The 18,603-nt window shown below is 59.6% G+C and carries 15 protein-coding genes; 9 read left to right on the forward strand and 6 right to left on the reverse strand.

The window, feature by feature from the left end; genetic code table 11:
* Positions 1-112 precede the first annotated feature (112 nt).
* The 4 genes from C4S72_RS01055 to betC form a co-directional block, all read right to left on the reverse strand.
* Entirely contained in the window at positions 113-592 is a 480-nt protein-coding gene (locus C4S72_RS01055; RefSeq protein ID WP_104001236.1) for a methylated-DNA--[protein]-cysteine S-methyltransferase, read from the reverse strand.
* Between the two features lie 160 nt (positions 593-752).
* On the reverse strand, positions 753-2,537 hold the full coding sequence (locus C4S72_RS01060; protein ID WP_104001237.1) for a SulP family inorganic anion transporter: 1,785 nt from the start codon (positions 2,535-2,537) through the stop codon (positions 753-755).
* A 151-nt stretch (positions 2,538-2,688) separates the two neighbouring features.
* Positions 2,689-3,648, reverse strand: a complete 960-nt coding sequence (locus tag C4S72_RS01065; RefSeq protein ID WP_104001238.1) for a choline ABC transporter substrate-binding protein — start codon at positions 3,646-3,648, stop codon at positions 2,689-2,691.
* On the reverse strand, positions 3,645-5,246 hold the full coding sequence (betC, locus tag C4S72_RS01070) for a choline-sulfatase (protein ID WP_104001239.1): 1,602 nt from the start codon (positions 5,244-5,246) through the stop codon (positions 3,645-3,647). The genes C4S72_RS01065 and betC overlap by 4 nt, the downstream gene beginning before the upstream one ends.
* A 139-nt stretch (positions 5,247-5,385) precedes the next feature.
* Here betC and C4S72_RS01075 point away from each other — a divergent pair, with 139 nt between their 5' ends.
* The 4 genes from C4S72_RS01075 (at position 5,386) to C4S72_RS01090 (ending at position 9,797) form a co-directional block, all read left to right on the forward strand.
* Positions 5,386-6,315 (forward strand): LysR substrate-binding domain-containing protein, encoded by a 930-nt coding sequence (locus C4S72_RS01075; protein WP_104001240.1) that lies wholly within the window; start codon positions 5,386-5,388, stop codon positions 6,313-6,315.
* The gene (locus tag C4S72_RS01080; protein ID WP_235009008.1) at positions 6,305-8,098 is read left to right on the forward strand and encodes an ABC transporter ATP-binding protein; all 1,794 of its coding nucleotides are present in this window, start codon (positions 6,305-6,307) and stop codon (positions 8,096-8,098) included. Before C4S72_RS01075 ends, C4S72_RS01080 begins: the two co-directional genes overlap by 11 nt.
* Before the next feature lie 9 nt (positions 8,099-8,107).
* Entirely contained in the window at positions 8,108-9,256 is a 1,149-nt protein-coding gene (locus tag C4S72_RS01085) for a phospholipase D-like domain-containing protein (protein WP_104002993.1), read from the forward strand.
* A 64-nt stretch (positions 9,257-9,320) separates the two neighbouring features.
* A complete protein-coding gene (locus C4S72_RS01090; RefSeq protein WP_104002994.1) occupies positions 9,321-9,797 on the forward strand; it encodes an outer membrane lipoprotein in 477 nt (158 codons plus the stop codon).
* A gap of 31 nt (positions 9,798-9,828) precedes the next feature.
* Here the strand turns inward: C4S72_RS01090 and C4S72_RS01095 are convergent, their stop codons facing one another.
* Positions 9,829-10,407 carry a glutathione S-transferase family protein gene (locus C4S72_RS01095; protein ID WP_104001241.1) on the reverse strand — a complete coding sequence of 193 codons (579 nt, stop codon included), beginning with the start codon at positions 10,405-10,407 and terminating at the stop codon, positions 9,829-9,831.
* A gap of 434 nt (positions 10,408-10,841) precedes the next feature.
* Here C4S72_RS01095 and C4S72_RS01100 point away from each other — a divergent pair, with 434 nt between their 5' ends.
* The 3 genes from C4S72_RS01100 to C4S72_RS01110 are packed head-to-tail and all read left to right on the forward strand — an operon-like array spanning position 10,842 to position 15,531.
* Positions 10,842-12,617, forward strand: a complete 1,776-nt coding sequence (locus C4S72_RS01100; protein WP_104001242.1) for an N-acetylglutaminylglutamine amidotransferase — start codon at positions 10,842-10,844, stop codon at positions 12,615-12,617.
* A gap of 2 nt (positions 12,618-12,619) precedes the next feature.
* Positions 12,620-14,401: an N-acetylglutaminylglutamine synthetase gene (gene ngg, locus C4S72_RS01105; protein WP_200826636.1), complete on the forward strand. Its 1,782-nt coding sequence runs from the start codon at positions 12,620-12,622 to the stop codon at positions 14,399-14,401.
* Positions 14,398-15,531 (forward strand): osmoprotectant NAGGN system M42 family peptidase, encoded by a 1,134-nt coding sequence (locus tag C4S72_RS01110; RefSeq protein WP_104001243.1) that lies wholly within the window; start codon positions 14,398-14,400, stop codon positions 15,529-15,531. The genes ngg and C4S72_RS01110 overlap by 4 nt, the downstream gene beginning before the upstream one ends.
* 64 nt (positions 15,532-15,595) lie before the next feature.
* Here the strand turns inward: C4S72_RS01110 and C4S72_RS01115 are convergent, their stop codons facing one another.
* Positions 15,596-16,765, reverse strand: a complete 1,170-nt coding sequence (locus tag C4S72_RS01115) for a benzoate/H(+) symporter BenE family transporter (RefSeq protein ID WP_104001244.1) — start codon at positions 16,763-16,765, stop codon at positions 15,596-15,598.
* 233 nt (positions 16,766-16,998) lie between these two features.
* Between C4S72_RS01115 and C4S72_RS01120 the strand changes: the two genes are divergently transcribed.
* Together C4S72_RS01120 and C4S72_RS01125 are read left to right on the forward strand one after the other, a co-directional pair.
* A complete protein-coding gene (locus C4S72_RS01120) occupies positions 16,999-17,556 on the forward strand; it encodes a helix-turn-helix domain-containing protein (RefSeq protein ID WP_104001245.1) in 558 nt (185 codons plus the stop codon).
* Positions 17,557-17,614: 58 nt separating this feature from the next.
* Entirely contained in the window at positions 17,615-18,532 is a 918-nt protein-coding gene (locus C4S72_RS01125) for an EamA family transporter (RefSeq protein WP_104001246.1), read from the forward strand.
* Positions 18,533-18,603: the final 71 nt, after the last annotated feature.

The following is an 18,603-nucleotide window of genomic DNA, read 5'->3' on the forward strand; positions in this document are numbered from 1 at the left end:
TATCTGGCAGGGCCGGGAGCTAGCGCCCGGCGCCATTGGGGCTGCATAAACTACCTGCAAAGGGCTACTCGGACAAGTGTTCAGCAGCGTCTGCTTTCAAGGTTGGCCGCTATTATGATCGACTACTTTCCAGGTCAAGCAGGGCCTGTTTGATCAGCAAACCGCCAGCGTAGCCGGTGAGGGCGCCATCGGCACCGATCACGCGGTGGCAGGGGATCAGTATCGCCAGCGGGTTGCGGTTATTGGCCAGGCCTACCGCACGGGCGGCGCGTGGTTTACCGAGGCTGTTGGCCAGTTCACCGTAGCTGCGGGTTTCACCGAAGGGGATCGCCTGCAGTGCCTGCCAGACCTCGCGCTGAAACTCGGTGCCCTCGGGCGACAGTGGAAGGTCAAAGGTCTGTCGTTTGCCAGCGAAGTACTCGCTGAGCTGGTGCGCCGCTTCCAGCAACACATCGTTAGGCACATGATCCAGAGATACATGTTCAACGCGGCCAAACTCCACGCCGGTCAGGGCTTCATCGCTGGCGGTCAGCGTCAGCGCACCGATCGGCAGGTCGGTGAGGTGTAGTTGGGCGGTGGCTTGTGTGTTCATCTTTCCTCCCGGGCTTGATCGTTATCAATGCCCTGTGACAGTAGGAAGAGGATAGTGTGAAGGCTTTAGCACGACAACTAACCCAAGGTTTCGGACACCGCTGGGTAACTTTTCGAAGCCCGCCGACTGCGATCCAGTATGGCGGGTTTCTTTTGTTTGGCTATCTGTCTTCTTCCAATCCATCTTCTATCGAGCAATCCACGGCAGGGATTTTCTCCAGTGAATCGGGCGCCGGTGGGCACTCCCTGAAAATCCTTGCCGTGCAGTGGTCGCAGATCTCCCGGTCCAGTTCAGGCACCACACTGGCGATCGCCTCTTTCGGACTGCCGAAGAAGCGAGCCGCGCCGATTCGGCCCAGCAGTCCGGTGCGCTCCAGGTCATCCAGCAGCACGCCCTTGAAGGCGCAGAACATCAGCTGGCCGCCGCGCTTTTCAATCAGCTCTGCTTCCTGAATCAGCATCTCGAACGCCGATACATCGATAAAGTTGATCCCCTTTCCGAGAATCAGAATCCTCGGTGGGCCGATGCTTTGCTCCGCAAGCTGCCTCAGGTGGATCTGGATATGCTCGACGCAGCCAAAAAACATGGAGCCATCGATACGGATGATCTGGAACTGCGGGCATTCACGCAGCTGGTGGCGCTTGATATTGCGGATACTGCGGCGCGGCGTGTTCTGCAGCGGCGCCACCGGGATCACCGACGGCCGCGAGGTGCGGCGCAGATAAAAGGCGATCGACAGGAATACGCCCACGTAGATCGAAAATACCGGGTCGATCAGCAGGGTGGCAGCGAATGTCGCCAGCAGGACGATACTCTCCTGGCGGCTGATCTTCAGGATCTGAGCGATATGGTGACGGTCGATCAGGTTCCAGGCGATCAGCAGAATGGTGCCCGCCATGGCGGACATCGGCAGCCACTGGGTGATGCTGGGGAATGAGATCAGAATCACTGCCACGATCAGCGCATTGGTAATCGCCGCCAGCGGCGTCACGGCGCCGGCATCGTAGTTGGCGCCAGAGCGGGTGAATGAGCCGGAGCCTGCAAAGCAGGAGAAGAAGCTGCCGACACTGTTGGCGATTCCCTGGCCGATAAATTCGCGGTTGCCGTCGATCTGCTGGTGCGAACGCAGGGCGATGGCGCGGGCGATGCTGACCGCCTCTATCAGCCCCAGCAGCGCCAGTGCAAAGGCACCGGAAGCCAGGGTGCTGATGCTGGATAAACCCATCTCCGGCAGCGCGGGCAGCGGCAGCCCAGAGGGGAGGGCACCCACGGTTTCTATACCGTTCTCCTCGCCACCGAGCAGCCAGCCGCAGAGCGATCCGATGACCAAAGCCAGTAGCAGATGCGGCAGACGTCTATGGATACGGCGGATAATAATGGCGCTGAGCAGCGTGGCCGCGCCGACTATCAGCGACGAGATATGCGCATCGGGCAGGGCGAGCCAGAGCTGCTGGAAGGTTTCAAACAGGTTGAGCCCGCCTGGCAGTTCGACACCAAGCAGGTATTTAAACTGGCTGGCGGCGATCAGAATCGAGGCTCCGGCGGTAAAGCCGATTACTACCGTGTGGGAGATAAAGTTTACCAGCGAGCCGATCCGCAGCAGACCCAACAATAGCTGTATCAAGCCGGTCAGCAGCGTCAGCGTCAGCATGGTGGAGATAAACTCGGCGCTGCCGGGTTCCGCCATTTCGCTGACGATACTCATGAGCACGATGGAGACGGCCGCCGCGGGGCCGGTGATCATATGCCAGGAGGAACCCAGAATCGCCGCCAGCGCGGTGATAATGATGGCAGAGTAGAGGCCCGTTTCCGGCGGCATGCCGGCGATCAGCGCGTAGGCAACACACTGCGGCAGGGCGATGATCGCGCCGGTGATGCCGGCGCTGAGATCGTCACGCAGCTGTTGTTTGCCAAGGTGATGGCGCCATTTGAAGTATTCGATCAAGCCCGGACTCCGGCCAAAAGATCAATGATGGGTTCTAGGACTGTTATAGCGGAAGTGTACTCTTTTCCCGTACTTTTTGATTTTAGTACAGGGGACTCTTCAAACAGAAACCCCGGCACGCGACGGTGCCGGGGAATGTACGTGCCAGCGCTTACTTCTGCGCCAGGCTGGCTTCAACCGCAGCCAGGCCCGGTTCGCCGGACAGGGTGGTGACGTTTTCCAGCCAGGGCTTGATCGCCTCCGGATTTTCGCTCAGCCACTTGCGCGCGGCGTCATTGTCGGACATGCCGTCATCAAGGATGTAGCCCATGATTTCGTTTTCCATCTCCAGGTTGAAGCTCAGGTTGGTGAGCAACTGACCCACGTTGCCGCACTCTTCGCTGTAGCCTGTGCGGGTCAGTGTACGCACGGTGGCGCCGCCGAAGTTGGGACCGAAGTAGTCGTCGCCGCCAGTGAGGTACTCCATTTCCAGGGTGTTGTTCATCGGGTGCGGCTCCCAGCCGAGGAACACGATGAACTGTTCACGGCGCACGGCGCGGCGCACCTGGCTCAGGGTGCCCTGCTCGCCGGACTCGACCACGCTCCAGCCTTCGAGGCCAAAGTCGCCGCTTTCAACCATGTTCATCAGCATCTCGTTACTGGCGGAACCGGGCTCAATGCCGTAGATCTTTTCGCGGAACTCGTCGGCAAACTTGGCCAGGTCGGCAAAGTCGGTGACGCCGGCGTCATAGACGTATTTGGGCACGGCCAGGGTGAACTTGGCACCCTCTAGGTTGGTGCCGATAACGTCGACGGAGTCTTCATATTTTGCAAAGAAGTCTTTCTGTGCCGGCATCCAGTTGCCGAGGAACAGGTCCACTTCGCCACTTTTCAGTCCTTCAAAGCCGATCGGCACCGCCAGCGTATCCACCTTGGGGGTGTAACCCAGGCCCAGCAGCAGGGTGCTGGTGACCGCGTTAGTGGCAGCGATATCGGTCCAGCCAGGCCCTGACATGCTGACATCGCGACAGCTTTCCGGGTCCTGGGCAGCCAGTGCGCCGCCGGATAGCAGGCCAAGGCCCAGAGTGGTGGCCAGGCTTAGGGTGTTCAGCTTGAATAGAGACTGTCTCATGTAGCGTCCTTTTGTTCGTTAGCGTTGGGACGAGGGAAGCGCGCGTTGTACTCCAGGTCGTCCAGATCGATGTTGTTGCGCATGTAGCTGCGGCTGGCGTCGGTAAACGGCTGGTGGTCCCAGGCCGGTTCGACACCCTGCTTGTGGGCTCGGGCAATCAGCTTGCGGCGGCGCTGGCTGACCAGCACGCGCTCGGTGATGGCGTCGCTGTCCCAGCGCTGTGCAGACTCTCGCCGGAACGCTTCCAGCGTATCGGCAAAAGCGGGGTTATCCGCGAGGTTGTTCAGCTCTTTTGGGTCTTCCGCCAGATTAAACAACTGGTCCGGATCTCCCTTGCAGCACACATATTTGAAGTCGCCACGCCGGATCATGAACAGGGGCGCTACCACGCCCTCGCCGGTGTACTCACCGATCACTTCATCATGGCCGTTTTCACCCCTGAGATGTGGCATCAGGCTGCGGCCATCGATCGGCATGGCGTATTCGATGGGGGTAAAAGACTGACCGCTGAGGCCCGCCAAGTCAACAAAGGTGGGCAAAAGGTCAATGGTGGAGACCGACTGGCTGACCCGTTTCGGGGTAAATCGCTTGGGCGACCAGACCAGCATCGGCACCCGCGCGGACCACTCGAAATAGCTCATTTTGTACCAGAGGCCGCGCTCGCCGAGCATGTCGCCGTGATCGCCTGAAAACACCACGATGGTGTTATCGGCAAGGCCTGTCTGCTGCAGGATCTTCATCAGTTTGCCGATCTGGTCATCCACGTAGCTGGTGTTGCCGTAATAGGCGCGACGGGCGTTACGGATCTGCTGTTCGCTGATCTGCTTCTCATCTTTCTGGTACACGTGCAGCAAACGGGCAGAGTGCGGGTCCTGATCGGCATCGGCGATATTCACGCTGGGCAGATCGATCTCTTTATCCGTGTAACGATCCCAGTATTCCGGTGGAGTGGCGTAGGGGTCGTGCGGATGAGTCATGGAAACGGTCAGGCAGAACGGCTGGTCATCGTTGCTGCGGGCGCGGTCGTAGAGGTAGCGCTGGGCCTGAAAAATTACCTCGTCATCGAAGTCGAGCTGGTTGCTGCGCAGCACCGGGCCCGCCTGGGTCACCGACGACATGTTGTGATAGTAGCTTGGGCGGGTGTCGAAGTTTTCCCAGTCGACAAACCAGCCGTAATCCGCCGGATAGATATCGGTGGTCAGACGCTGTTCAAACCCGTGCAACTGGTCCGGGCCGCAAAAGTGCATCTTGCCGGATAGGGCGGTTTTGTAGCCCCGCAGGCGCAGGTAATGGGCGTAGGTCGGGTAGTCGGCCGGGAAGTCCGCGGCGTTGTCCCAGGCGCCGATGCGTGTGGGCAGCTGGCCGGTCATCAGCACATAGCGGCTCGGCGTGCAGAGCGGGCTGTTGCAGTAGGCGGATTCAAACACCACGCCCTCCGCCGCCAGGCGATCCAGGTTAGGCGTTTTGGCGGTATTGCCGCCGAGAAAGGATAGCGTCGGCGCGGCCAGCTGATCCGCCATGATGAAAAGGATATTGGGTTGGGCCTGGTTGCCGCTATTGGCGTGGCGGAGCCCCTGGGAATCTGTGCTTGCGGACATAAAAACCTGTATTCATGGTGAGACCCCGAACGGGGTGGGATTAGCCTGGTTGATCGGTGCGCACCGGTGAACTTAGCTTTTCATAGGGCTGGCAGGGTGTAAACTGACTGAAAACTGATGGTTGGAATTAGGCTGGCTAATGTTACTTTGCGATCGACTGCCCTCGCTGCAAAGCCTGCTGATCTTTGAATCGGCGGCGCGGCATCTCAGTTTTACCGGCGCCGCGCGCGAGCTGGGCACGACCCAGTCTGCGGTTAGTCAGCAGATCCGCGCGCTGGAGTCTCAGTTGGCGTTAGTGCTGTTCAACCGTATCTATCGCGGTGTTGAGCTGACGCCGGATGGCCAGGAGCTGTTCAAGGCGGTAGAGCAGGGGTTGCAGGGCATTGCCGGAACCCTGGAGCGTCTGCAGCACCGGCGCCTGCACCAGAAGCTGAATGTGGCCACCGATTTCGCCCTGGCATCCTACTGGCTGATGCCGAAACTGCCCGAGTTTCGTCAACGCCATCCGGAAGTGGATGTGCGCATTTTGACGACCCAGCACCCCTTCGATATGGATGAGCAGGATCTGGATGTGATTATCGGGTTTGCCAGTCAGCAACCGGGTGGCTCCGCTACGCGTCTGTTTGCCGAAGAGGTGTTCCCGGTTTGTCATTCCAGCCTGGTCAGCGATCCGGCCAGCGTCGATGGTACCGCGCTGGCGCGCCTGCCGCTGCTGGATCTGCACGATGAGATGGGCGCCGGCTGGCTCTCCTGGGAGCGCTTCATGTCGCATCACGCTGTGAGCGCGGCGGAAGCCGTGCCGGTGTTGACCATGGATAACTATATCCTGTTGATGCAGGCGGCACTGGCCGGGCAGGGCGTGGCGCTGGGCTGGGGCACGCTGGTGGATGGTCTGATCGAGCGTGACCTGCTGGTGGCGCTGCGGCAGTTTACGGTGACCACGCCGGGCGGTTACTTTCTGGTAGAGCCACATCCGCAGGAAGCGGTGAACGCCAAGCGGCATTTTATCAATTGGTTGTTGGAGACGCAGGGTGACAGCGAGGCAGAAGGACTCTCTCTTGAGCAGTGAAAAGAGCGGCCACTATGACTGGCGCTACATTCTGAATATCGGCCTGGAGCACCGCCGCGAGCTGGTGCTGGCCAACCTCATCGCGATTCTGGCCACGGTGGTGTCGGTGCCCTTGCCGCTGCTGATGCCGCTGCTGGTGGATGAGGTGCTGCTCAATCAGCCGGGGCCGATGGTGGGTTTCGTTAACCCGCTGGTGCCGGAAAGCTGGCACGGGCCCTATCTCTATATCGGCGCGGTGCTGTTGCTGACCGTCGTGCTCAGGCTGCTGGCGTTGGGGCTCAACGTCTGGCAGACGCGGCAGTTTACGATCATCTCCAAGGATGTGATCTTCCGTATCCGTTCGAACCTGCTGCAGCGGTTGCAGAAGATCTCCATGAACGAATACGAAACCCTCGGCAGCGGCGCGGTGGCGTCTCACTTTGTGACCGACCTGGATACCGTGGATCGCTTTGTCGGTACCTCGGTGAGCCGCCTGCTGGTGGCGTTGCTGTCGATTCTCGGCACCGCCGTGATTCTGCTCTGGATGCACTGGCAGCTGGCGCTGTTCATCCTGTTCCTGAACCCGTTGGTGATCTATCTGACCATGTCGATCGGCAAGCGGGTGAAGCTGCTGAAAAAACGTGAGAACCGCGCCTTTGAGGTGTTTCAGGGCGCGCTCACCGAAACCTTGGACGCAATCCAGCAGATCCGCGCCGGCAACCGCGAGCGTCACTACCTGGTGCGCCTGACCGACAGGGCCCGCGAGGTGAGAGATCACTCCACCGCGTTTGAATGGCAGTCCGATGCCACCAACCGCCTCAGCTTTATGCTGTTTCTGGTCGGTGTGGATGTGTTCCGCGCCGCGTCAATGCTGATGGTGGTGTTCTCCGATCTCAGCATCGGCGAGATGATGGCGGTGTTCGGTTACCTCTGGTTCATGATGGGGCCGGTGCAGGAGGTGCTGGGCATCCAATACGCCTGGTTCGGGGCCCGCGCTGCATTGGCCCGTGTTAACCGGTTGATGGATCTGAATCTGGAGCCGGCCTATCCGCACCTGAAAGATCCGTTTGCAGACCACAAGCGGGTGGGTATCGAACTGGACGATATCCACTTCAGCTATATCGAAGGTCAGGAGGTGCTGCGCGGCATCAGCCTGAAGATAGAGGCCGGAGAGAAAATCGCCCTGGTGGGTGCCAGTGGCGGCGGCAAATCTACCCTGGTGCAGGTGCTGCTGGGGCTGTATCCGCCGCAAAAGGGCGAGGTGCGCTTCGATGGCGTGCCGGTGACCCAGATCGGTCTGGATCGGGTGCGGGAGCATGTGGCCACGGTGCTGCAGGCACCGGCGCTGTTTAACGGCAGCGTGCGTGAAAACCTGGCCATGGGCCGAGAATATGAAGATGACCAGCTTTGGCAGGCGCTGGGAGTGGCGCAGCTGAAGGGATTTGTTGAACAGCTGGGCGGCGGCCTGGATACGGTGATCGGCCGTCAGGGTGTCCGCCTTTCCGGTGGTCAGCGGCAGCGCCTGGCGGTGGCGCGGATGGTTTTAAGCGACCCGAGCGTGGTGATTCTGGACGAGGCAACCTCGGCTTTGGACACGGAAACGGAACATGCGCTGCATACTGCACTCGAAGATTTTCTACGCGGTCGTACAACGATCATTGTCGCGCACCGGCTCAGTGCCGTGCGTCAGGCGGATCGGGTGTATGTGTTTGACGGCGGTGAAATCAGCGAGGAGGGAAGCCATGAGGAGCTGCTTGACCAACAGGGACTGTACGCAAGGCTGTATGGAGCGAGGCAGCACTGAGTGAGCGGTATGAGCAGAATACGCGCAGGGAGGCCGCGTTTCGGCTGGCGTGACGGCAACAGCGTCGAGCTGTTTGTCGACGGTGAGCACTTTTTTCCCGAGATGATCTACGCGATCCAGTCGGCGCAGCAATCGGTGATGCTGGAGATGTACCTCTGCTCAAGCGGCATTGTCATGAATCGCTTTATCGCTGCTCTGGCCGAGGCCGTCGGCCGGGGTGTTAAAGTCTTCCTGTTGCTCGATCACTACGGCGCGCGGGGGCTGGTAAGCGAGGACCGGCAGCGCCTGAAGGATGCGGGTATTCAGCTTGGCTTCTATAACCCGGTCGCCTTTAGCAAATGGAGCCGCAATTTTGCCCGTGATCACCGCAAACTGCTGGTAGTCGACAGGCGTTGCGCCTTTATTGGTGGCGCCGGGCTTACCGATGATTACGCTATCGATCAGCCGCGCAAGCCGGAAACGCCCTGGCATGAATTGATGTGTCGGGTGGAAGGCCCGGTGGTTCACGATATGGCGGTACTGTTCCGGCATCTCTGGTGGCGTGTTACGGCAGAACACATTGGTCTTGGGCCAGAGCTGTCGCCGCAGAGCGGGATTGGCGCGGCCCAGGTTCGTTTGCTAAGTACCGCGGGGCTGGCCAACCAGAGTATTAAAATCAGTACACTGAAATGCACCGCTCGCGCGAAAGAGCGAGTCTGGATCTGTACCGCTTATTTCCTGCCGTCGTTTTCCCTGCGTCGGTCCCTGCGGCGGGCAGCCCGGCAGGGGCTGGATGTACGCCTGCTGGTGGCAGGTCCGCTCACCGATCATCGCTGGATCTACTACGCCTCCAAGCGTTTCTACCGCCGTCTGCTTAATGCCGGTGTGCGCATCTACGAATACCAGCCGCGTATGTTGCACGCCAAGGTGGCGCTGTTCGACGAGCGGGTTTCCGTCGGCTCGTGCAACCTGGACCACTGGAATCTGCGCTGGAACCTGGAGGCCAATATCGAGGTCTGTGAACCCGGCTTTACCCGCGAGGTCGAACAGTTATTCGAAACCGATTTCGGCGATAGTGTCGAGGTCGATGCGGTAGAATGGGAGAAGCGTCCCTGGTACCGCAAGGTTCGGGAAACGGTATGGGCGCTGATCTGCCAGTGGATACTGCGTATCCGTTAAGTCTGGAACAGGCGGAGCGGGACAGGAAATAAGCGCCCCGAGGTGCAATACAGGTAGGACAATGATGAAACGAGTAACAAGTTTGAAAGCCCCGGCGTTACTGCTGGTGCTGACAGCGGCGCTGGGCGGCTGTGCGCAGCAGAGCCTGACCGGTGATGCTTACAGCCGCAGTGAAGTGCAGCGTGCGCAGAATGTGCAGTATGCGGTGGTTGAATCGGTGCGTCCGGTGGTGATAGAAGGCCGCACTGACGGTGTGGTCGGCGGTGGCGCCGGTGCGATTGTTGGCGGCGTGGCCGGTAGCACCATTGGCGGTGGGCGTGGCTCCGTGATTACTTCGGTGCTGGGCGCCGTGGCCGGTGGTATCGTCGGTCAGCGTATCGAGGAATCAACCAGCCGTACCCAGGGGCAGGAGATTACCCTGCGCATGGATAACGGCCAGTTGACCTCCGTGGTGCAGGAAGTCGAGAACCAGAACTTCTTCCGTGCCGGCGACCGGGTAAGGGTATTGGGCAGCGGCAGTACGCTGCGCGTCACTTACTGATCGGTCTGGCCGGCGCCGCTGAGCGCTCCGGTCAGACCAGACGCGGATCGGTCGGAATCACATCCGGCCGTTCCTGCTGTTCAGACAGCCAGCTCACCAGAGCGGGCGTATCTTCCAGCACCAGGGTGTCACGGAATAGCCCCCAGTCCAGCGCGGTGAAAAGACAGATCGCGCGATAATCCCACTGTTTGAACAGGCCATCCTGCACCAGGCCTTCCAGCGCCTGGAGCGACAGGGTCACCCTCTCTTTCTGCAGATTAAACAGCAGCCGGTCTTCGTTGGTATCCAGGCCCGAACGCTGCGACAGCAGCAGTGTGACCATGGAGTCGTTGACCGCATCTATCACCGTGAGCTGGTTCTCTTCCTTCCAGCTCAGCGCAGGCAGGCCCAGCTTTGCTGCCAGGTAGCGGAAGATCACCCGCGAATCGTAAATCACGTCGTCGCCATCATGAAGCACCGGGATCTTCAGCGCCGGATTCTGTTTGCGCAGCTCATCGCGATCTTCACCGTAGATGTTCAGATCGACAAACTCGTATGCCTGACCCGTGGCGGCCAGCAGCAGGCGGATGCGGCGTACATAGGGGGAGGTGGTGGATCCGATCAGTTTCATGGTGTCCCTTCTTTTCAGCCGGTTGAGTGTTACTCGAGTGTACTGCACCGGCGACCAGAGTTAGACCTTCAGATTGAATGGCTTTAAAGGTTTTTAGGTCGTAATAATCAAATCTTTTAAAACAAATACTTATATCTTGGCGCCCGTTTGTGGTGCGGTGCTGGCTTTGCTAGGGTAAAAGGCATCACTTCTTGATGGGTAGGGCAGGGTGTTCAGTACAACGCACTCAGGCCTCAAGGGCCTGAGCCCCGGCAAGATAGTCTTTGCCTCTGTGCCAACGCGGGTTCGGCTGAACCCCTTTTCTTGGGTCGTTGCCGACCCGGGCCCCCGCTCAGTTCTTAATTCTGTCGCTTTATCTTCATCCCGTTCCCTGAGAGTACGTCGGGAGCGTCGCGACCTTTACCCCATGCGCTGTTAAGGAACTACATAAGCCTATGTGCGGAATTTGTGGAGAGATCATTTTTGACGGCGGTACGCCGTCGGTTACCGCCGTTGAACGGATGGCGGAGAAACTACGTCCCAGAGGGCCCGATGCGGGCGGTATCTATTCCCAGAAGAACTTCGTTTTTGGCCATCGCCGCCTGAAAATTATCGATCTGTCGGACCATGCTCAGCAGCCGATGCATGACCCGGACCTGGGCCTGACCCTGGTATTCAACGGCTGTATCTACAACTACAAGGAACTGCGCGAAGAGCTTCAGGCGCGTGGCTACCGTTTCTTTTCAAGCGGTGATTCCGAGGTGATCCTGAAGGCGTTTCACGCCTGGGGACCTGACTGTGTCAGCCGCTTCAACGGCATGTTTGCCTTTGCCATCCATAACCGTGACACCGGCCGTGTGGTGATGGCGCGGGACCGCTTCGGTATCAAACCGTTTTATTACTCCGAGCAGGAAGGCAAGCTGCGCTTCGCCTCCTCGCTGCCGGCACTGCTGGCCGCCGGTGGCGTCGATACCGAGATCGACCCGGTAGCGCTGCACCACTATATGCAGTGGCACGCCGTGGTACCGCCGCCCTACACCCTGCTGAAAGGCGTACGTAAGTTGCCGCCGGCCACCTACCGGGTGATCGAGGCGGATGGCTCCTTCAAGGATACCCGTTACTGGACCCAGACCATGGGGCCGAAGGACAAGGCCGACGAGGGCAAGACCCAGCGGGAGTGGGAGGACGAACTGCTCGAGGTGATGCGCCGTTCGGTGGAACGTCGCGCCGTGGCCGATGTGCCGGTGGGCGTGCTGCTCTCTGGTGGGCTGGATTCCAGCCTGATTGTCGGTCTGCTGGCAGAGCATGGTCAGACCGGGCTAAACACCTTCTCGGTGGGTTTTGAGGCCGCCGGTGGCGAGAAGGGGGACGAGTTCAAATACTCAGACATCATTGCCAATCACTACAACACCGAGCATCACCAGATCATGGTGCCATCCAGCCGCCTGCTGGAAACCCTGCCGGAAACCTTCGGCGCCATGTCTGAGCCGATGGTGAGCTATGACAACGTGGGCTTTTACCTTCTCTCCCATGAGGTCTCCAAACACCTGAAAGTGGTGCAGAGCGGCCAGGGGGCCGATGAAGTCTTCGGCGGCTACCACTGGTATCCACCGATGCTGAATAGCGAAGACGCGGTGGAGGATTACAGCAAGGCGTTTTTCGATCGCAGTGAAGAGGAGTTCGCCGAGGCGATCAGCGCAGACTTCGTAGGCGACAACTACTCACGCCAATTCGTAGAGAACTACTTTGCCGGGATCAGCGCCCCGCGTCCGGTTGATAAGGCGTTGCATATCGATACCAACGTGATGCTGGTGGATGACCCGGTCAAACGTGTCGATAACATGACCATGGCCTGGGGGCTGGAAGCACGGGTGCCGTTCCTCGATCACGAGGTAGTGGAACTGGCAGGGCGCATTCCTGCCGAACTGAAGGTGAAAGACAGCGGCAAGTATGTGCTTAAGGAGATGGCGCGGCGGATCATCCCCAACGAGGTGATCGACCGGCCCAAGGGCTATTTCCCGGTGCCAGCGCTGAAGTATATCGAAGGGCCTTACCTTGAGTTTGTGCGCGATTACCTGGACAGCGACACCTGCCGCCAGCGTGGCCTATTCCGCCGGGAATATCTGGACCAGCTGATGGATGCACCCCGCGATCATATAACACCGCTGCGTGGTTCCAAGCTCTGGCAGGTATCCCTGCTGGAGATGTGGCTGCAGACCCATGGAGTCTGACCGTGACCAAGAAACCGGAACAGGATAGCTCGCAACAGAAAGAGCGGCAGAACCCGATGGATCCCTCGGTGATGGCGTCGCTGAAACACTGGGGCGATCCGCTGGATCTGCCCGGTGAAAAGATGCGCGAAGAGGTGGCACTGGACTGCGGTTGGGGCCGGCTGATCTTCGGCCAGACCTTCCGCGATCCGCAGAAGCTGGCGCAGCTGCTGCGCAAGGAGCGCGAGGGACGGCGCGATATTGCACTTTATGTGCGTGAGCCGCACGTGGTGCTCTCCTATGCGCCCCAGGATCTGTTTATGGATCCGTCGCTGACCTACCGCCTCGACTTCAGCAACTATCAGGAGCGCGACGACTTCCCCGAGGGGATGCGGATTCGCGAAATCACTCCGCAGGATGACCAGCGCCGTATCAACCGCCTGCATATGGCGCGGCATATGGTGCCCGCCTATGACGGCTTCTACTCCAAGCTGCCGGACAAGCCGGAGCTGACGGTGCTGGTGGCTGAAGAGGTAGCCTCCGGCGAAATCATCGGTGTGGTCACCGGCGTTGACCATCGTGAAGCGATCAACGACCCGGATAACGGCTGCAGCCTCTGGGCGCTGGTCAGCGATCCCCAGGCGCAGATTTCCTCGGTAGGTGAGTGGCTTTCGCGCGCGCTGATCGAGCTGATGCGTGACCGAGGCCGGGCGTTCATGGATCTGTCGGTGATGCACGATAACCATGCCGCCATCCATCTCTATGACAAGCTCAATTTTGAACAGGTGCCGGTTTACTGCCTTAAACACAAAAACTCGATCAACGAGAAGCTGTTTATCGGCCAGGACCCGGAAGAGGAGCTCAACATCTATGCCCGCCTGATCACCAAGGAAGCGCGCCGACGCGGTATTGGTGTTGAAGTGCTGGATGCCGAAGGTGGCTTTTTTCGCCTGTCGCTGGGCGGTCGCTGGGTGACCTGTCGCGAATCCCTCAGCGAGATGACCTCCGCCGTCGCCATGAGCCGCTGCGACGACAAGGCGGTCACCCGTCGCCTGCTGCAGAAAGAGGGGCTGCGCGTGCCCGAGCAGCTGGTGGTCAGCGATGAAGCCGGGATCGAGAACTTTCTATCGCGTCATCACTCGGTGGTGGTCAAGCCCGCCCGTGGCGAGCAGGGCCGTGGTATTCAGGTGGGTTTGAGTAGCCTGGATGAGGTCAGCGATGCTGTGGACGCGGCGCGGTTCTACTGCGACAAGGTGCTGCTGGAGCAGTGTGTCAAAGGCGAAGACCTGCGCATTATCGTTATCGATTACAAGGTTGTGGCCGCGGCGGTGCGTCGTCCACCGAAGATTATTGGTGATGGCGACCAGACTATCGGCGAGTTGATTGAACGTCTGAGCCGCCGCCGGGCGGCGGCTACCGATGGCGAAAGCACCATCCCGCTCGATGCTGAAACCGAGCGCTGTGTGGCCCGTGCCGGTTACAGTCTCGATGAGATCCTGCCCCGTGGTGAGTGGCTACAGGTGCGAACCACGGCTAACCTTCATACAGGAGGCACTATTCATGATGTGACCGGCGAGCTGCACCCGGTCCTCTCGTCGGCGGCCATTCGCGCTGCCAAAGCGATCGAAATCCCGGTGGTGGGACTCGATTTCATGGTGCCCGATGTGAGTGGGCCCGATTACGCCATCATCGAAGCCAATGAGCGCCCGGGGCTGGCCAACCATGAGCCGCAGCCCACGGTGGAGTGCTTTGTCGATCTACTCTTTCCCCACACCCGCAGCCAGAAAGAACGGAGCAATAAGTGACCAAACTGCAAATTGATCAGGAATACCTCAAGGAGCAGCTGAAGAACCTGCTGCTGACGCCCAGCCCCTCCGGCATGACCGACGATGCGGTGCGTTACGTTTGTGGCGAGCTGGAAAAGCTGGATATCCGTTACGAGCTGACCCGGCGTGGTGCGATCCGCGCCATTATCCCCGGCAAGAATGATTCCCCGCGCCGCGCCATCGCCGCGCACCTGGATACCCTGGGCGCCATGGTAAAAGGGCTAAAACGGGAAGGGCGCCTGCGCGTGGTGCCGATCGGCCACTGGAATGCTCGCTTTGCCGAAGGTGCACGGGTGAAGGTGCATTGCGATAACGGCCAGGTCTACACCGGGACTATCCTGCCACTGAAAGCCTCGGGTCATACCTACAATAAGGGTGTCGATGAGCAGCCCTCGGACTGGTCCAACCTGGAAATCCGTATCGATGAGCCGGTGAATCAGATCGATCAGCTCTGGGATATGGGGGTCCGTGTGGGCGACTTTGTCTCCGTGGACTCCAAGCCCGAGTTCTGCCCGAGCGGACATATCAACGGCCGTCATCTGGATGACAAGGCTGGCGTTGCCAGCATGCTCGCGGCGGCCAAGGCAATGATGGATGCGGACGTGAAGCCGGAGCTGGACTGCCACCTGCTGTTCACCATTTCGGAAGAGGTGGGCGTGGGCGCATCCCACGTGTTGCATGGCGATATCGCCGAGATGGTCTCCATCGATAACGGTACCATCGCACCGGAGCAGAACACCTGCGAGTACGGCGTCACCATCGCCATGCAGGATTCCAGCGGCCCATTTGACCGTCCGTTGACCCAGCACCTGATCAACATCTGCAAACGTGAAGAGGTGGAGTTCAGCCGCGATGTGTTCCTCTACTACCGCAGCGATGCCGCCTCGGCGCTGGAGGCGGGCAACGATATCCGCACCGCGCTGATCTGCTTTGCCCTGGATGCCTCCCATGGCTGGGAGCGCACCCATATAGGCTCACTGGAATCGGTGGCGAGTCTGCTGGTGGGTTACATGCGCTCGAAACCGCTGTTCGCCGAGCATGAAAACGTCATCGGTGATGAGAGCGAATACCCGCTGATCGCCGCCGACCGCGAACGGTTGAAAATGTAAGTCGGTTTGGGGTGCCGCCGCAGCTATTTTTCGTAGGAGCGGCGCCCCGCCGCGATCACCCGCCTTATGTTCGTGTTGCCGCTACGATCTTTGGCAGGTGGTAAGCCACCAACCCCGCAACCAATCCCCAGAATGCGCTGCCGACCCCCACCAGGGTCATACCTGATGCCGTGGCCAGGAATGTAATCAGCGCGGCATCGCGCACCTCGTCGTCCTTGAGTGCCGCCGACAGGCTGCTGCTGATGGTGCCGAGCAGGGCTAGGCCCGCGATAGCCATCACCAACTGCGATGGAAAAGCCGCAAACAGGGCGGCTACCGTGGCGCCGAAAATACCGGTCAGCAGGTAGAAAAAGCCGGCCCAGGCGGATGCCAGGTAACGTCGTTTCGGATCTGGATCCGCCTCTTTGCCCATGCAGATCGCTGCAGTGATCGCCGCCAGGTTGAAAGCGAAGCCGCCCAGCGGCGCCAGGATCAGACCGGTCAGACCGGTACTGGTGATCAACGGTGAGGCAGGAGTGTCGTAGCCGTTGGCCCGCAGTACCGCCAACCCGGGCACGTTCTGTGACGCCATGGTGACGATAAACAGCGGTACGCCGACGCCGATCAGGGCGGGCACCGAAAACTCCGGCCAGGTCCAGATCGGACGGGCCAGCTCCCAGCTCAGGGTTTCTACCTCGAGCATTCCCTGCAGCGCAGCGATCAGCAGACCCATGGCCAGAGTCAGCGGAATCACATAACGTGGCAGCAGGATACGGCCGAGCAGATAGGTCAGCAGCATGGTGCCTACCAGCAGCAACTGGGTTTCCATGGCGCCGAACAGTTGCAGACCGAACTGGAACAGCACGCCCGCCAGCATGGCGGCCGCAAGAGGCGCGGGAACCTGTTTCATCAGGCGATCGAACCAGCCGGTGATACCGCACAGGGTGATCAGCGCGGAGCTGAACAGGAACACGCCCACCGCCTCATTCAGGCTCAGGCCGGAAAGGCCAGTGACCAGCAGCGCAGCGCCCGGCGTGGACCAGGCGGTGAGTACCGGCGTTTTGAAATAGAGCGACAGACCCCCGCTGGTGAGTGCCATGCCGATACCCAGGGCCCATAGCCATGAACTGATCTCGGCGGCGCTGGCGCCCGCGGCGGATGCGGCCTGAAAGATGATGGCAGCGGAGCTGGTGTAGCCCACCAGTACGGCGACAAATCCGGCTGAAATATGAGAGAGGCTAGGCGTAAAACGCATGATGCTTACCAATATGTTGAGCTGATGGCTTCGGTCGATGATTTTTGGCTGTTTATTAATCTGTGCGACTTATTAATGTTTGCGACAGGGAACGGTTATTCAGCGCCGCTGGCTTGGAAATGTCGGACGCTATAGCGCACAATATGCGCAAAGGATACGCTCGGACGTTATAGCGCACAATGGTTTTACTAGTCATTGCTTATATATTCAGTGCGCTTTTGGCAGGAGATGGCATGAAAGAACCCGGTCAGTACCTGGCGCAGGTGCTTAAACAGCGCCGCCAGGCCAAGGGATGGAGTCTGGATCAGACTTCCCGCAACACCGGCGTCAGCAAGGCGATGCTGGGGCAGATAGAGCGCGGCGAGTCGAGCCCGACGGTGGCCACGTTGTGGAAGATCGCCACCGGTTTCAATGCCGCCTTGTCGGACTTTCTTGAGCCTCCAGACATTGAGGATCAGGGAAGCGTGCGTCAGGCGGATGAGCTGCGCCACCAGCCGGCCGTGGATCAGATGCTGGTGGCGACCATCTTCCCCTACGATGCAGCGCTGGGTTTTGAAATGTTCGAACTGACCCTGATGCCGGGCTATACTCGCAGCTCTGAACCGCATGCGCCCGGCGTCATCGAGCATGTGGTGCTGCTTAGAGGCGAGATGGAACTGCTGATCGAAGGGCGCTGGAAGCTGCTGCTTGAGGGTGACGCCATCCGCTTTGCCGCCGACCGTCCACATGGTTATCGCAACCTTGGCCGTGAACCCGCGGTCTTTCATAACCTGATTCATTACCCTGCCTGATACCTCCGTCACGGAGCGATCGACATTTCCCGGCGTAGCGCGCCGGTTCGGAGCTGTTTTGAGTATTTCGCATTGGGGCCTGGCGCTGCTGATTGTGCTGGGCTGGGGGCTTAATTTCGTTGTTATCCGCTTTGGTCTTGATGAGCTGACGCCAATGCTGCTCGGCGGATTGCGTTTTCTGGTGGTAGCCATCCCGGCGGTATTCTTCATCAAGCCGCCGAAAATGCCGTTGAAGTGGCTTCTGGGGTATGGCCTCACTATCAGCTTCGGGCAGTTTGCGCTGCTGTTTACCGCCATGCATCTGGGGATGCCGGCAGGGTTGGCCTCATTGGTGCTGCAGTCGCAGATGTTGTTTACCATGATTTTTGCGCTGCTTCTGCTCGGCGAACGCTGGCATCTGCCACAGCTGATCTCCCTGGTGGTAGCGAGCATCGGCCTGGTGTTTCTGGCCAGCGCCACGCCAGCCACCGAAATGACTCTGGTTGGCTTTTTGCTGACAATTGCGGCCGCCGCCAGTTGGGGCTTGGGGAACATCGTTACCCGGCGCATTGGCCAGATGGACGGTGTCAATCTGATGAGTGTGGTGGTCTGGGGAGCGCTCATTCCACCGATCCCGTTTTTCCTGCTCTCCTGGTGGCTTGAGGGGCCGGAGATGATCTCGCAGAGCCTGGCCAGCGTAGGTTGGAAGTCGGTGGGAGTTCTGGTTTATCTGGCGACGGTCGCGACCTTGTTTGGCTACGGTTGCTGGTCGTTCCTGATGAGCCGTTACCCGGCCTCTACCGTGGCGCCGCTAACACTGCTTGTTCCTGTGGTTGGGCTGCTTGCCGCCTGGATTGTGCTGGGGGAGTCGTTGAGCCTGTCGCAGGGCATCGGCATCGTACTGATTCTGCTGGGTTTGATGATCAATGTGTTTGGCCAGAACTTGAGGCTTAAACGCAGGCTGCGTCGCATGGGGATCGATAAACCCGAAATTTGATCAATTAGTGAACACAGACTCCGGTTGCGGTGACTAAGATTTAGACACTGCTGTTGAGATCCGCCGCGCCT

Source organism: Marinobacterium lutimaris (genome assembly GCF_900108065.1).
Lineage (GTDB): Bacteria > Pseudomonadota > Gammaproteobacteria > Pseudomonadales > Balneatricaceae > Marinobacterium_D > Marinobacterium_D lutimaris.